At 44.9% G+C, this 15702-nt stretch carries 11 protein-coding genes; 3 read left to right on the top strand and 8 right to left on the bottom strand.

Translation table 11 applies throughout. The annotated features are described in order from the left end of the window. Positions 1-210 precede the first annotated feature (210 nt). The 4 genes from MHM87_RS14675 to MHM87_RS14690 all read right to left on the bottom strand — a co-directional run bounded on the left by MHM87_RS14675 (position 211) and on the right by MHM87_RS14690 (position 4179). Positions 211-669 (bottom strand): YaiI/YqxD family protein, encoded by a 459-nt coding sequence (locus tag MHM87_RS14675; RefSeq protein ID WP_014949724.1) that lies wholly within the window; start codon positions 667-669, stop codon positions 211-213. Positions 670-694: 25 nt separating this feature from the next. After that, positions 695-1456, bottom strand: coding sequence for an SDR family oxidoreductase (locus MHM87_RS14680; RefSeq protein ID WP_014949725.1), 762 nt, complete (start codon positions 1454-1456; stop codon positions 695-697). Positions 1457-1532: 76 nt separating this feature from the next. Continuing rightward, on the bottom strand, positions 1533-2300 hold the full coding sequence (locus MHM87_RS14685) for an SDR family NAD(P)-dependent oxidoreductase (RefSeq protein WP_239259817.1): 768 nt from the start codon (positions 2298-2300) through the stop codon (positions 1533-1535). A gap of 76 nt (positions 2301-2376) precedes the next feature. Further along, on the bottom strand, positions 2377-4179 hold the full coding sequence (locus tag MHM87_RS14690) for an acyl-CoA dehydrogenase (RefSeq protein ID WP_239259820.1): 1803 nt from the start codon (positions 4177-4179) through the stop codon (positions 2377-2379). 142 nt (positions 4180-4321) lie between these two features. Here MHM87_RS14690 and MHM87_RS14695 point away from each other — a divergent pair, with 142 nt between their 5' ends. Together MHM87_RS14695 and MHM87_RS14700 are read left to right on the top strand one after the other, a co-directional pair. Then, positions 4322-5311 (top strand): helix-turn-helix domain-containing protein, encoded by a 990-nt coding sequence (locus tag MHM87_RS14695; RefSeq protein ID WP_239259824.1) that lies wholly within the window; start codon positions 4322-4324, stop codon positions 5309-5311. Between the two features lie 262 nt (positions 5312-5573). Beyond that, complete coding sequence (locus tag MHM87_RS14700; protein ID WP_239259825.1) at positions 5574-7820, top strand: TonB-dependent receptor; 2247 nt, start codon at positions 5574-5576, stop codon at positions 7818-7820. A gap of 93 nt (positions 7821-7913) precedes the next feature. Here the strand turns inward: MHM87_RS14700 and MHM87_RS14705 are convergent, their stop codons facing one another. The 4 genes from MHM87_RS14705 to MHM87_RS14720 all read right to left on the bottom strand — a co-directional run bounded on the left by MHM87_RS14705 (position 7914) and on the right by MHM87_RS14720 (position 15000). Beyond that, entirely contained in the window at positions 7914-8270 is a 357-nt protein-coding gene (locus tag MHM87_RS14705; RefSeq protein ID WP_069944449.1) for a hypothetical protein, read from the bottom strand. A gap of 153 nt (positions 8271-8423) precedes the next feature. After that, positions 8424-10586 carry a prolyl oligopeptidase family serine peptidase gene (locus tag MHM87_RS14710; protein WP_239259827.1) on the bottom strand — a complete coding sequence of 721 codons (2163 nt, stop codon included), beginning with the start codon at positions 10584-10586 and terminating at the stop codon, positions 8424-8426. Between the two features lie 47 nt (positions 10587-10633). After that, entirely contained in the window at positions 10634-13768 is a 3135-nt protein-coding gene (locus MHM87_RS14715) for an efflux RND transporter permease subunit (protein WP_239259829.1), read from the bottom strand. Then, a complete protein-coding gene (locus MHM87_RS14720) occupies positions 13765-15000 on the bottom strand; it encodes an efflux RND transporter periplasmic adaptor subunit (protein WP_239259831.1) in 1236 nt (411 codons plus the stop codon). The genes MHM87_RS14715 and MHM87_RS14720 overlap by 4 nt, the downstream gene beginning before the upstream one ends. Before the next feature lie 380 nt (positions 15001-15380). On the opposite strand from MHM87_RS14720, the gene MHM87_RS14725 reads away from it, so the two are divergent. Continuing rightward, entirely contained in the window at positions 15381-15689 is a 309-nt protein-coding gene (locus MHM87_RS14725) for an isoamylase early set domain-containing protein (protein WP_014949733.1), read from the top strand. Positions 15690-15702 lie beyond the last annotated feature (13 nt).

The raw sequence follows: 15702 nt of genomic DNA on the forward strand, positions 1-15702 counted from the left end.
TTGTCGAATACGATTTACTATGCGACAGTGGAAAGCTGCACTCAAATGGTACAGCTCCATAGTTGACGCAGCCTGGGCCGGAGGCATATGAAATTAAATTCGTGGGGATCCCTCAGGGTCAGAGTACTTTTTTCAGTATTTAAAGTACTCTGACCCCAAAATTTTCTCTGATCAGATAACCCTGTAGAAATGTACTCTGACCCCATTATTTTATTTGAGGTTGCGGAGGCCTTGGGTGAGGAGTCGGTCTAGTGCGTTGGCGAAGTTTTGTTTGTCACGTTGTGAGAAGGCTTTTGGTCCGCCTGTGTGTTCGCCGCTTGAGCGCATGGTTTCCATAAAATCACGCATGCCTAGTATCTGCTTGATAGACGACTTGTCGTATTCTTCACCACGGTTATTTAACGCTAGCGCATTTTTTGCCAGTACATCAGCGGCCAATGGAATGTCATTGGTAATCACCAAGTCACCCGCTTCACACTTCTCTACTATATAATCGTCAGCGGCATCGAAGCCTGACGGCACTTGCGTTAAGGTTATGTGCTTGTCTGGTGGAACAGACATGGAATGGTTAGCCACCAAAGACAAAGGCAGCTTGGTACGTCTGGCTGCCTTAAAAAGAATGTCTTTGATCACTGCAGGGCACGCGTCGGCGTCAACCCATATATGCATGGTCGTATCTCGTAACTGTATCTAATTACGCTAGCATACCACCATCTACCACCACTGTCGTGCCGGTCGTGTAGGTTGAAGCGTCTGATACTAAGTACAATACCGTGCCCGCCATTTCATCTGGGTCAGCGACACGACCTAGTGGAATAACTTTAAGCGCGTGCTTCAAGATTTGCTCGTTAGTTGTTAACGCTGACGCAAATTTAGTATCGGTTAAACCTGGCAGTAATGCGTTTACGCGAATGTTCAAGCTACCGCACTCTTTTGCAAATGACTTAGTCATGCTGATGACCGCAGCTTTCGTAATAGAGTAAATACCCTGCATGTCGCCTGGTGTTACGCCATTTACCGATGCCGTGTTGAGAATGACGCCACCACCCTGCTCTTTCATCATTTTTCCAGCTTCAATCGACATGAAGAAGTAGCCACGAATATTGACGTCTACAGTTTTATTGTAGGCGCCAAGGTCTGTATCTAAGATATGCCCAAAGTAAGGATTGGCTGCCGCGTTGTTTACTAAAATATCCAGTTTTCCAAAATCGCGTTTAATGACATTAAATGCTTCTGTAATTTGCTCCATCTCACCCACATGACACGCTAGCGCTGTCGCCTTACCACCTGCGTCACGAATTGAAGAAGCAACAGCTTCACAGCCGTCAATTTTGCGGCTTGATACAATTACATGCGCGCCATACTGGGCAAGCAAACGGGCAATAGACTCACCGATACCGCGACTTGCACCTGTAACCAGTGCAACTTTTCCTGTTAAATCAAAAAGGTTCTTCATTGTCATATCCTTAATTCTTGCTGATAAAGTGCTGTGTGCTTAATTTCTATTATTAACGCTTGTTGCGGTGCCTGCTCTAGGCCAACATACCACCGTCGAGTACTACGGACTGACCCGTCATGAATGACGATTCATCACTACACAACCAAGCAATGGCGTTAGCAATCTCTTCTGGTTTACCCAAACGCTTCATTGGATTTGCGCCAATAAGCCCTTTTTGGCCTCTTTCATCCAATTTTGATAAAACGCCTTGCACCATAGGGGTATCTACAAAGCTTGGACAAACAGCGTTTATTCGTATGTTCGCCCTTGCGTATTCCACTGCCGCCGATTTAGTAAGCCCCACTACCCCATGTTTTGAAGCGCTGTAAGCACTAATCATAGGCGCAGACCGCAATCCAGCTACAGAGGCAATATTGATGATGTGACCACCGCCTGTCGTCGTCATATGCTTAAGGGCGTTTTTCATGCAATACCACACGCCAGCTAAGTTGACCTGAATATTCTTCATAAACATGGCGTCATCGACTTCAGTTAGCGGAGCTGGAAAATGGTCGATACCCGCGTTATTAATAATTACGTCAATCTTGTCGTTATGAGAAAGCGCCGTGTCGAACATCGCTTTTACCTGAGCCGGTTCGGTAACATCCACTGCCACCGCATAGGCTTTGCCACCTGAGGCAACAATTTCTTCAGCCAATGCTTTGGCGTTTTCTTCGTTTAGATCTGCAATACCAACTGTTGCACCACGCGCACTCAATACGCGAGCCGAAGCAGCACCGATACCCGAGCCACCACCAGTAATAAGAATATGCTTGCCTTCGACATTTGCAGCTACATTCATTAGCTGTACTCCAATTTAGTGAACAAGCGCAACGCCGTTAATTTTGGTCACTGCGCATGCTTCTTGATTTGAACGATTAAAAATAACTCGCTTTTACGTTGTTACACGTCGCCTCGCGTGAAGAAAGCACCTCAATATCGCGACTGACTAGCGGTAACTCCCAATTTAAGAAGTATTCAGCTGCTGATAACTTACCTTCATAAAAGTCAACGTCTTGCTCGCCAGCACCATTAGCGAGTGCTTGTTCGGCAACATTTGCCTGGCGCAGCCAAATCCAGCTCACCACACAACTTGAAAAGATATTTAAAAAGCAGCTCGCGTTAGTTAGTAAAACAGGCTGTTTATCAGAGCGCAGATCTGCCGCTGCTTGTTGGATTAAACCGCCAAGCTGGTCTAGATAAGGTTTTAATTTTGCAGCTAGTGCCTGCGCTCGCGGTGTTTCTGCGCGCTTCATATCGCTTGTTACACGAGAAAGAAGCACCTGAAGGCCTTTGCCGTCGTGCTGCCATAACTTTCTTCCCAGCAGGTCTAACGCCTGAATACCATTCGTGCCCTCATGAATTGGGTTTAAGCGGTTATCGCGCCAGCACTGCTCAACAGGATATTCACGGGTGTAGCCCGCACCACCTAGAATTTGAATTGCCAAATCGTTGGCTTTAGGGCCAAACTCCGAAGGCCATGCTTTGAACACGGGTGTTAAAAGATCTAAAAGCTGAGAAAGCTCGGTGCGCTTTTCGCTGTCAGTTTCTGTTTCCATCTCATCGATGAGCATGCTGCCGTATAAGCAGAGGGACATACCGCCTTCACAGTAGGCCTTTTGCGCTAGCAACATACGTCGCACGTCACCGTGATTGATAATAGGTGTAGGCTCGTCTTCTGGCGCAAGATTAGGCGCAGCGCGACCTTGGGTACGATCTTTTGCGTATTCTAGTGAGTAACGGTACCCGCGATACCCTATCATGGCAGCACCATAGCCCACGCCAATGCGTGCTTCGTTCATCATCATGAACATGTAGCGCAAACCCTGGTGCGGCTCGCCAATCAGGTAGCCGTGGCAGTCACCATTTTCGCCAAAGGTCAGTGCGGTTGAAGTTGTACCTCGGTAGCCCATTTTATGGATAAGACCAGCAAGGGTTACATCGTTGCGCACATCTGGATTGCCGTCAGCGTCGAGACGGTATTTAGGTACAGCGAATAAGGAGATGCCTTTTACACCAGCTGGACCACCTGGAATTTTCGCCAACACCAAATGTACGATGTTGTCAGAAAGCTCATGCTCACCACCTGAGATATAAATCTTGCTGCCTTTGATTCGGTACGTACCATCATCTTGCGGCCTTGCTGATGTACGAATATCAGCAAGTGACGAACCGGCATGGGGCTCGGTAAGTGCCATGGTTCCAGTGAAGTCACCCGCTAGCATTTTTGATAGAAACGCACTTTTGATATCTTCGGAGGCAAAGTGTTTAATGACATTGGCGGCCGCCGCAGTTAAGAAAGGATAAGCGGTTGACGATGGGTTTGCCGCTAAAAAATAGCCCGCGCAGGCATTCATCACGGTAACAGGAAGCTGCATGCCGCCATCTTCAAAATCGAAGTGACCCGCGATAAAGCCCGATTCTCTATAAGTATCGAAGGCCACTTTTACGTCGTCAATCATAGAGACTTTAGTGCCATCGAATGTAGGCTCGTTTTTATCAGCAACGGCATTATGAGGAAGAAATAACTCTTCTGCCATCTTCTCGGCCATATCAATAACAGCGTTGAAGGTTTCTACATTGTGCTCTTCGAAGCGAGCTTTTTCACATAAGGCTGCGGTGTTTAATACTTCGTACAGCTGAAATTGCATTTCACGGCGGGGAATAAGTTGGTCGGCCATGGTGTCCTGTCCTCTACGAAAACTTGTTAACACATTGTGTCATATTCGTTATCGTGCCATTATTGTCATTAATGACACAATAATGGTCAATCGCGCCAACAATCACTGAGTTTTATCTTATTTTATAACTCGAATTATTTTTATGAATGACACGAAGTTCACCGTTACCGTACTCGGCTTTAACCAAGCCTTGGCATCTGCCATTACAGGAGCCCTCGATGTATTTGCTTTCGCAGGTATTAGTTGGCAGCGAATACACAACTTACCAACCAAACCACAGTTCAAAGTACAGTTGGCCAGTCACCATGGGCAGCCTATTCTTTGCTCTAATCAAGTTGTTCTACAGCCCAATATCGCCATCGAAGAAGTCTCACAGACTGATGTCTTATTAATTCCCACCATTGGTGGCGATATTGATGAAGTGCTAGAAAGCACAGCGCCTCTGCTTGTACACATAAGGCGTCTGCAGAAAATGGGGGCCGACATTGCCGCCAATTGCACCGGCACTTTCCTTTTGGCCCAATCTGAATTATTGGACAATAAAATTGCCACTACACATTGGGGATATGCAGATAAATTTAAGGCCATGTACCCTACCGTAAACTTACAACCCGAGAAAATGGTTACTGAAGACAATACGGTGTTTTGTGCAGGCGGCGGCATGGCGTGGATTGACTTATCTATCTTGTTGATAGAACGCTACTGTGGTCATCAGATTGCGAGCGATACGGCAAAATCCCACGTGTTAGATGTGTCTAGAACGAGCCAAACTGTTTACGCGAGCAGTCGTCAGAGGCATTTCCACTCAGACAAGGACATTAAAGCAGTTCAATCCTTCTTAGAGAAAAACGTACAGAACAAATGTACGCTAGGCGAATTAGCACAAAGGCATAATATGACCGAACGTACACTTATACGCCGTTTTAAAAACGCGTGTGATATTACACCAGGTCAGTATTTACAGTCGCTACGCATTGAGCATGCGAGAAAGCTTTTGGAAACCTCCGGGATGCCGTTAGAGCGCTTAATCAGCGCGGTGGGATATGAAGATCTTAGTTCTTTCACACGTCTCTTTAAAAAAACTACTGGATTATCACCATCTCAATACAGAGCGAAATTCAAGCGAGGCTAATTTGATTTAGATGGTTAGTAGACTACTTGCACCAAAAAATATCTCTCTATTAAGTTTGATGTTCCATGCCTGTGCACACAGGCTTTTTAATTATATTCAATCTAACTAATATTGTGCATTTTCGATGAAAAACACCTTGGTTTGCACAAATTTGAAGTTTTTATGTAAAAGTTTGTGTAAAATGCAGCGCCAAGCATAGATTGTTATTTTTTGTGCTAAAAACACTACAAAAGTATAAATTTAAAATCATCTTGGTGGAAACATGAGAACACACAAAATCGCCACACTAGCGTTAGCCGTTAGTGCTGCGTTCAGCTCTTCAGTTCTTGCACAAGAGGCCGCGACGACAGAAAAAAAAGAAGCCTCACTTGAACAGATTACCGTTACTGCGCAAAAGCGTACTCAGTCAATCCAGGAAGTACCTATTTCTGTTGCGACACTAAGCGGTGAGAAATTCGAAAGCCTATTCTCTGGCGGTGAAGATATTCTTGCTCTAGCGGTTCGCGTACCAGGTCTTTATGCTGAGTCATCAAATGGTCGTGTTGCACCGCGTTTTTATATTCGTGGTCTAGGTAACACCGACTTCGACCTTGCTGCATCACAACCTGTTTCTATTATCATGGATGAAGTGGTAATGGAAAACGTGGTACTTAAAAGCTTCCCGCTTTTCGACGTTCAGCAAGTTGAAGTACTTCGTGGCCCACAAGGTACACTATTTGGTCGTAACACCACTGCTGGTATCATCAAATTTGATACAGTAAAACCAACACAAGATCTTGAAGGTTACGCGAAAGCAGGCTTCGGTTCATACGGTACAATGAACTTTGAAGGCGCTATTAGCGGCGGTCTTACTGACGAACTTTCTGCCCGTCTTTCGGTATTGTCACAAGAGCGTGATGATTACATCGACAACGCAGCAACAGGTCAAAACGACGCATTAGGCGGCTTCGACGAAAAAGCATGGCGCTTACAGCTTCTATGGGAGCCATCAGCGGACTTCTCTGCACTTCTCAACGTACACGGCCGCGACTTAGACGGTACTGCTTCAATTTTCCGTGGAAACGTTTTTAATAAAGGCAGCAATGACCTTAACGATAGCTACGACCGCGAAACAGTAAGCTACGATGGCGATCTAGAAGGTAACGGTACAGATAACAACCCACAGTCTTACGAAGGTTTAGGTGCATCACTTAAACTAGAATACGACATGGACGATGTAACCTTTACTTCAATCTCTGCAATCGAAACCGCTGAAGGTTCAAGCCTTGGCGACATCGACGGCGACGCGATTGCTTCACAAAACTTTGTAACTCAAGATAACCTTGACGATCTAGAGCAGTACACGCAAGAATTTCGTTTAGCAAGCAACACCAGCGATCCAATGAACTGGCAAGTAGGTGCTTTCTATTACGATGCATCGTTCAACGTAACCAGCATCGACGGTTTCTTTGGCGCGACTACGGTATTCCATGAAAACCAAACATGGGCGGTATTCGGTCAGTCATCTTACCAAGTTAACGACAAGCTAAACGTTACAGGTGGTATCCGTTACACTCACGACAAGAAGTCTCTTGTGGTTGGCGAACAGAACGTTGACGGCTTTGCCGTTGTTCTAGGCATTGCTGCCGTTCAGGATTACGAAGACATCAACGTAGATGACGGTCAAACAAGCTTTGAACTAAGTGCAAACTACCGTGTAACTGACGACATGTCTGTTTTTGCTCGCTATGCTAATGGTTTCAGAGCGCAAACTATCCAAGGTCGTGACGTTGCATTTGAAGGTGCACCTTCAGTTGCAGACGCAGAAACGATCAACTCTTTTGAAGTGGGTATTAAGTCAGACCTATTCGACGACACGCTACGTCTAAACGCTGCTGCGTTCTACTATACCGTTGATGACATGCAGTTCTCGGCCATTGGTGGTGGTAACAACTTTACTGCGCTAGTGAATGCTGACGAAGGTGAAGCTTATGGTTTTGAAGTAGACGCTCAATGGCTAGCGACTGACGAACTTACCTTTACTGCTGGCTACAGCTACAACCACACTGAAATCAAAGATGATTCTCTAACGGTTGCACCTTGTGGTACAAGCGCATCTGATGGCTTCACTGGCTACTGTACAGTAACTGACGAGCGCCCTGATGGATTCAATGCAATCATTGACGGAAACCCTTTCCCGCAAGCACCTGAATCAATCTTTAACTTCACTGCACGTTACACTATCCCTATGGGTGATGACGGTGAGTTCTTCGTGTTTACTGATTGGGCGTTCCAAGGTGAAACCAACATCTTCCTATATGAAGCGGTTGAGTTTACTACAGACGACAATTTCGAAGGCGGTCTACGCATTGGTTATGAGAACTTTGCGCACAACTACACGGTAGCGCTATTCGGTCGTAACATAACAGACGAAGACAACGTTAAAGGTGCAATCGACTTTGCAAACTTAACGGGTATTGTAAACGAACCTCGTATTTGGGGTGTTGAGTTCAAGTACACATATTACTAAGACAAGTTAAGTAGCTACTCTCTTCCATTGTAGCTACCTATCTATTTAGTAGAAAAGCGGTGACGTTGAGAAACGTTACCGCTTTTTTATCTGTTACGCCGCCATATGAATATCAGACGTAGGCATTTGTACTAGCTGCTGTAATTTTCTGCACACTTCCACCCAGCGGGCAACTTTCTGGTAGTAGACCTGCTCAATTAACTGCCCTTTTTCATTAAACAAAAAGCTCGCTAATTTCCCCTTATTACCCGGCATATAAAAGTGATGCACGGTAAATTGATGAGACAAAGGGGCATGTACCACCTTTTGATACATACAGAAAGGCAACCCATTTGCACGCTCGTCGCCCCCAGTCAAGCGGCTACGGCGTTGAAACGTGTCTGATCCGAATTCTGCCATAATGCCGTGTTTTGAAATAAGCTGATCAACCGCTTTAATGCCTGTTTGCATAACTATCTCCTAAACGTTGCGCTTTTTAGCGAACCAAGATAAGACTCAAAATAAACCATACTGATATTTATACAGTATATGTTCATTTGTTTAAAATGCAAACAAAAAAGCCGCTTTTTAAAGCGGCTTCTATTTAATAGCAGTATATATGTGCTAGTTGAGAGCGGACTCCAAAAAGGCCCACTGGTCGGCATACCCTTCTATTTGCATCCACGTTGGCGTACCCGCACCGTGACCAGCTCGAGTTTCAACACGAAGTAGAATTGGGTTATCGCAGCTTTGGTCAGCCTGTAGTTGAGCTGCAAATTTATAGCTATGCCACGGCACAACACGGTCATCGTGATCACCGGTAGTGACTAATGTAGCCGGGTAGCACGTGCCGGGCTTGGTGTTGTGAAGTGGCGAATAAGCATAAAGCGCTTCAAATTCGTCTTTGTTTTCACTTAACCCATAATCAGAGGACCATGCTCGCGCATTTGCACTAGGTGTGTGATAGCGAAGCATATCTAACACGCCAACTGCAGGTAAGGCAGCAGAAAAGAGATCCGGACGCTGTGTTAAGGTCGCACCAACAAGCAAACCGCCATTCGAGCCACCTTGAATACCCATTTTCTCAGGCGTGGTGTAGCCACTTTCAACCAAATACTCACCCGCTGCGATAAAGTCATCAAATACGTTTTGCTTATCTAACTTAGTCCCAGCATTGTGCCACTGTTGCCCATACTCACCACCACCACGTAAGTTAGCTATGGCCAGTACATTGCCCTGCTCTACCCATACCATGCGCGATACTGAATAGCGGGGCAGCAGTGAAATATTAAAACCACCATACCCGTACAGTAACGTTTTATTATTTCCATCTAACTTCAAGCCTTTTTTATGCACGATAAACATGGGAACTTTTGTTCCATCTTTACTGGTGTAAAAAATTTGCTTTGTTTCGTAATCATCATAATTAACACCTGTATCGATGGATTTAAATAATGATGACTCGCCGCTTTTTACGTCGTACGCAAATACTTGGCCAGGATTTGTGAATCCCGTAAGTTTATAGAACGTTGTATCGGCATTTTTGCTTCCGTAAAACCCGCTTACACTTCCAATATCAGTAAACGCAATTTCATCTACTTTCTTGCCGTTTAAATCAAATACACTTACCTGCCCTTTTACATCTTTTAGATACTGAGCAAAAAGTTTTTCACCCAATAGTGAAACGCTCGACAAGGTATCAGATGTACTTTCAATTACGGTTTCCGTTGCTTTAACGCCACCATTGAAATCAACCTTAATAACCTTACCTGTAGGGGCATTTGCTGTAGATGAGAAAAATAGCTCGTCGTCATGCTCGCCAATTAGGTCGTAACGGCCATCCCATTTGTCGAAAACCGGAACGAGCTCACTGTTATCATTTACCAGCGATTTAGCATAAACACCATTCGCCTGATATCCCTCGAACACAGAAATGAGCAGTGTTTTGCCATCTTGAACAACCGAAGGATAAGGGTTCCATGTAGGTTTATTGTCAAACGCAAAAACCTTTTTGTCTTCACTTTGCGCTGTACCTATTGCGTGAAAATAGATAGATACGGTTTGGCTATCATCATACTTACCAGCTTCATTTTGGGGGTAACGTGAATAGAAAAAGCCGCTTTCATCGGGCAACCACGCGATATTTGAAAACTTAATGCCTTTAATAGTGTCAGTTAAATCCGACTTCTTACTGGTGTCACGAACGTGAATAGTTTTCCAGTCAGTACCACCGTCAGAAAGCATGTAGGCCAAGAACGAGGCTTTGGGGCTTAGTTCAGTTGACGCCATAGACACTGTGCCATCTTCACTCAATGTATTTGGGTCAATCAGTACTTCAGGCTCACCGTTAACGCCGTCAGCCATATAAAGCACATATTGGTTTTGCAAGCCGTCGTTATAAGAATAAAACAGCTTGCCGTTTACCATATATGGCGTTGAGTATTTTTCGTAGTCCCACAGCGCTGTTAGACGTTCTTTGTATCTTTCTCTAGAGGACAATTCAGCCAGGTAAGGACGAGCAAGGGTGTTTTGAGACTCAACCCAAGCACTTACCTCTTCGCTCTTTTCTTCTTCTAGCCAGCGGTATGGGTCGCTCACTACAGTGCCATGATAGTTATCTTGCTGAGTCACAGTTTTGGTTTCTGGATAGTCAGACACTTTGGGCATGCCGCCACTTTGTGATTCACCTTGCACTGAACTAGTAGATTCGGTATACGAGCTTGTACACGCCAAGGTTAAACCTGCTGATGCCGCTACTATGGCAGCGTATATTAGATTTTTCTTCATTTTTATTCCTTAAACGAAAAATGCCGGTTTCAACCGGCATTTTCTATTTAGCTTTCTGTCGTAACTTGCGTATGTTTTCGACCTTTAAACACGCTTTTAAGGTCATTTAAAATAAGGTACAGCGCTGGGACAAGCAGCAAGGTGATCACCGTGGCGAACAAAATACCGAAGGCCAATGAAACAGCCATTGGGATCACAACTTGAGCCTGTAAACTGCGCTCAAAAACAATCGGCATTAGCCCCATAAACGTTGTTAGTGAGGTGAGGATAATTGCTCTGAAACGCTGAGTACCTGCGCTAATAGCAGCATCCATTAGCGACATGCCTTCTTTGCGCGCACGGTTAACAAAATCCACCATGATCAAGCTGTCGTTAACTACAACCCCAGACAACGCAATTATGCCGCAGATAGAAAGTACGCTTACCGCCATACCTAATACCAAATGCCCCACAATGGCGCCTACGATACCAAAAGGTATAACCGACATAATAATGAACGGCTGGCTGTACGATTTAAGCGGAATAGCAAGCAAGGTGTAAATGGCAAAGAGTGCAAATAGAAGCCCCTGCATTAGGCTGAACATTGCGTCAGCTTGCTCTTTCGAGTTACCTTGAAGCTGGAAGTCCACTTTAGGATACCGCGCTAGTAGATCCGGCATCAGATTTTCAATCACATCATTGGTAACTTCTGACGGGTCAAGCAACGCTTTATCCACTGCACCAGTTACGGTTACCGAGCGTTTACCATCGACACGAATAATTGAATCAAAGCCCTGACCAACTGTAAATGTCGCCACCTGCTCGAACGGAATTTCTTGCCCATTTGGCGCGCGGATACGCATGTTTTCAAGATGCTCGATAGAGCTACGCTCCGTTTTCGGATAACGTACCATCACTTTGATTTCTTCATCGTCACGCTGGATACGCTGTACTTCCGCACCATAGAAACCAAAGCGAACCTGCTGACCTAAATCACGCAAAGAAATACCTAGCGCATCAGCCTGAGGTTTCAGCGCGAGTTGAATTTCTTCGCTTCCGCCTGAGAAGGTGTCGTTAATGTCGGTAACACCTTCGTATTTATCCAACGCTTCTTTAAGTTCATCACTTATCGAACGAAGGGCCTTAATATCGCTTGAGCTAAATTCAAAGCTCAGGTCTGAACCACCACCTGGGCCACCCGGAGAGCTAATATTAAACGACTTAACACCTGGGATTTCTGGTAACTCTTGACGCCACATGTCTTGAATTTCAAAGTCTGTCAGCGTTCGGGTTTCACCTTTGGTGAGCTCTGCGAAAATCTCGCCCCCAAGATTGCCGTTATCAAAGGCAATGGCGTGCTTTATAACGTTTTCACCCGACTCTTCAGCTACTTTGTCATCCATACGGTGCATGGCCTCGCGAAGCGTAGTCAGTACATTATCACGCTGTTCAAGCGATGAGCCTGGCTCAAGCTCGAAACTTGCAATCATAAAATCGCTGGGAATATTCGGGAAAAATACAAAACGTACAATACCACCACCGAACAGGCCTACTGTGAGGATCAGCATAGCCGTAAACACAGCAACCGTGGTGTAGCGATTTCGTACAGCTTTAGCCAAAAATGGCGCGTATTTATTATTTATAAACGTCTTAATACCTTCGCTGAAGAAATCTCGGAACTTTTGAAATCTGTTCGCCTTTTCAGGATCGTATGGCTTAAGCTTCATGTGTACCAAATGAGCCGGCAATATTAATTTGGACTCAATGAGCGAGAAAATAAGGCATACGATAACCACCATACCGATGGTTTTCCAAATAATTCCAAACGGCCCAGATACCATCAGCATGGGCGAGAATGCGGCAATGGTTGTCAACACGCCAAATGTCGCTGGCATAGCGACCTTTTTGACGCCCGCTATCACGTTTTCAGCGCTATGGCCTTTTTTGTCTATTTCAGAATACGCCGATTCCCCCATGATAATGGCGTCGTCAACCACAATACCCAGCACAAGAATAAACGCGAACAGGCTAAGCATGTTGATAGACACGCCAACCATATCTAGCGGCATAACTAATAAGGTGCCAAGAAAACAAACCGGCAAGCCCACAATGACCCAAAACGCGAGCTTAATTTTTAAAAATAAAGAAAGTACCAAGAAAACCAGCAGCGCGCCGAAGAACATGTTTTCCAGCATCATGTTGAGTCGGTCAGCTAAGTAGAACGAACTGTCGCCCCACGTATCAGCTGTAATATGCGCCGGAAATTCCGATTTCTGACTCTCAATATAGGTATTAACTTGCTCAGAGATTTCTAATGCGTTTTGATCACCTACCGCACGCACTCGCAAACTAACAGCGGGTTTATCGTCGAATAGCGCATATTGGTTATTTTCAATAAAACCATCGTTGATATACGCCACATCACCTAATGTCACGCGCGTGCCGTTACCGTTTGTTACTAAAACAATCTGCGAGAAATCCCAGCCCGTATAGGCTTGCCCTTTCGTTCTAAGCAGAATATCGCCATTTTCAGTTCGAATTGAGCCGCCAGGTAAGTCGACGCTGGTTTGACTTAAACGCGCAACGACATCGGCGAATGTAAGGTTGTATTTTTGCAAATCAACTTCCGAAAGCTCAACGGAAATCTCATAGTCCCTTGCCCCAACAACTTGAACACTTGAAATACCAGGTAGATTAGCAATGTCGTCGCGCAAATCTTTGGCAAACTCTTTTAACTCCCGTTCAGACGCGTCACCGTAAACCGAGAGCCAAATTACGTCTTGTTGTATTTTTTGACGGTAAATAACGGGCTTTTCAGTGTCTGCGGGGAAGCTCGGAATAGCGTCAACTTGTACTTTTACTTCATCAAGTAAAGATTGAACATCATAGTCTTCTTCCACCTGAATACTTACCGTACCCATACCTTCAACGGCTGTGGAATTAAGCTGCTTAATACCCTCTAAGTCTTTAATTGACTCTTCAATTTTAAGCAGTACGCCCTCTTCTACTTCTTGTGGTGCGGCCCCCAAATACGGCACGCGAACATTAATAACGTCTATCTCGAAATTGGGAAATACTTGCTTCTGAATACTGAAGGCACCAAATAATCCGCCAACTACAAGCAACCACATCAGAAGGTTTGCAGCTACGCTGTTACGCGCGAACCAGGCAATAAGCCCTTTATTGGTATCAATACGGCTCATTCGCTATCACCTTCCGTGGACGTGCTCTCTACTTTATCAGTATCTTCGCTAGCATCCGATTCAGCGGCATCAGATAGCACTGGTTCATCACCTAGTAGACGAACTTTCATGCCATTATACGGGTTTGGTACGGCACTTCTCACTACCAGGCTTCCATGCTCAATACCAGAACGAATAAACACTTCTTTAGCGGTTGTGCGCGCAACCTCAACAGGCTTTATTTCAATCTCACGATTGTCGTTAACAGTCAGTACGGTATTGTCTAAACGTAAAATGCTACGAGGCAACACCACCAATTCTTCATTCTGACGAGACGTGATTTCTGCTTCTACAAACTGACCAAAACGAAGGGGGGCATTGTGTGAAGATTTCAGATTGTAAGGATCTTGTACTTCCACAATGGCATATACTACTCGGCTGCCTGTATCTAAAATACCTTCTGAACGCACCAGTTTACCTTCCCAAGTACGTTTCACACCGCCCACAGAGGCCGTTAACGAAACCGGAGCGCCGTCATTGGACTGTCCGGCAATATTGATAAACATTAAATCGCTGTCAGTAATAGGCAGCCTGACTTCTGCAGTATCGGTGGAGTACACTGTACCAAGTACTGCGCCCATTGATACAAACTGACCCAGGTCAATATTACGTTCAACCACAATGCCATTATAAGGGGCTGTAATTTGCGTTCTTGCCAAGTTGCGTTTTGCGCGCTCTAGTTTGGCTTCTGCAGCTTTAACGTTTGCTTGTTCTTTTGCCAGTTGCGGCTTACGTAAACCCAACTCAGGCGGTGCAACGCTACTTACCGATCGCCATTCTTGCTCTGCTACTTTGCCGCGAGCTATTTCTTCTTGAAGCGCTGCTTGCGCTTGAGCTAATTCAGCCTCTGCAAGCTTAAGATCCGTGCGATAATCATCTTGTTCAAGTGTTGCCAGCACATCCCCTTTTTTGAACGTACCGCCAGCTATAAATACATCAGACAAACTTACTACTTGGCCACTGACCTGCGCACTTAACGCAGTTTTATTTCGTGGAACAACGTTACCCTGAGATTTTACGATAAAGCTCACGGCCTCTGCTGTTGCTTCTTTCGCTTCAACCAAAAAAGCAGGAATTTCCACGGGTACTTGCTCTGGTGGCTTACGTGATTTGATCATGACTGTCGCGGCGATAAACGCGACCAAAACTATGATTAGTGGAATGCCACTTTTCATCAAGATGGAGTTTTTCATTTACTATCCCTAGGAACGAAGGAAATCCACGCGAGTGAAACGGACGCAACGATGTATTGCACTTTCACATACCACCTGATAACCCACGAAAATCTATTATTATTGTTTCAACACTAGTGTACTGATTTGTGGTTATTGTGCCCACTTAAGATTGTTAAATTTTGTGTCTGTTAATTGTTTTTAAAATACACATAAAAATCAGCCGCCCTAATATAAAAAATTATCAAAAGAATACAAAGTAAGATTGATAATTATCAGATTTTCGTTGATTATTTAATCACTCATTGGTTATGAGTTAACCGGCGGTTGTTATTTGAGCTTAGTCTTTAATGCGAAGTAGCCTCGGGAATGATTTCGCTACGTTGAAGGGAAAACACATTATGAGTCTTAAGAAACAATACCTTAAATCAAAACCTCTGTGCAAAGTGACATTTCGACTAAATGCGGAAGCGGCGCAAGACGCCAAAGAAGCAGCGTTGTGTGGTGACTTTACTGACTGGAAATCACAGCCACTAACGATGAAGAAACTGAAAAGTGGAGACTTCACGTTAACGGTGGATTTAGAGAAGGATCACGAGTACCAGTTTCGCTATCTCATTGATGGTGAAAAATGGGAAAACGATTGGGAAGCAGATGCTTATATTCCCTCACCTGTGAGCATAGAAGACAACTCAGTGGTGCGCGTTTAAATTATTGTTCCAT

Source organism: Alteromonas sp. Cnat3-28 (assembly GCF_022348265.1).
Classification (GTDB): domain Bacteria; phylum Pseudomonadota; class Gammaproteobacteria; order Enterobacterales; family Alteromonadaceae; genus Alteromonas; species Alteromonas macleodii.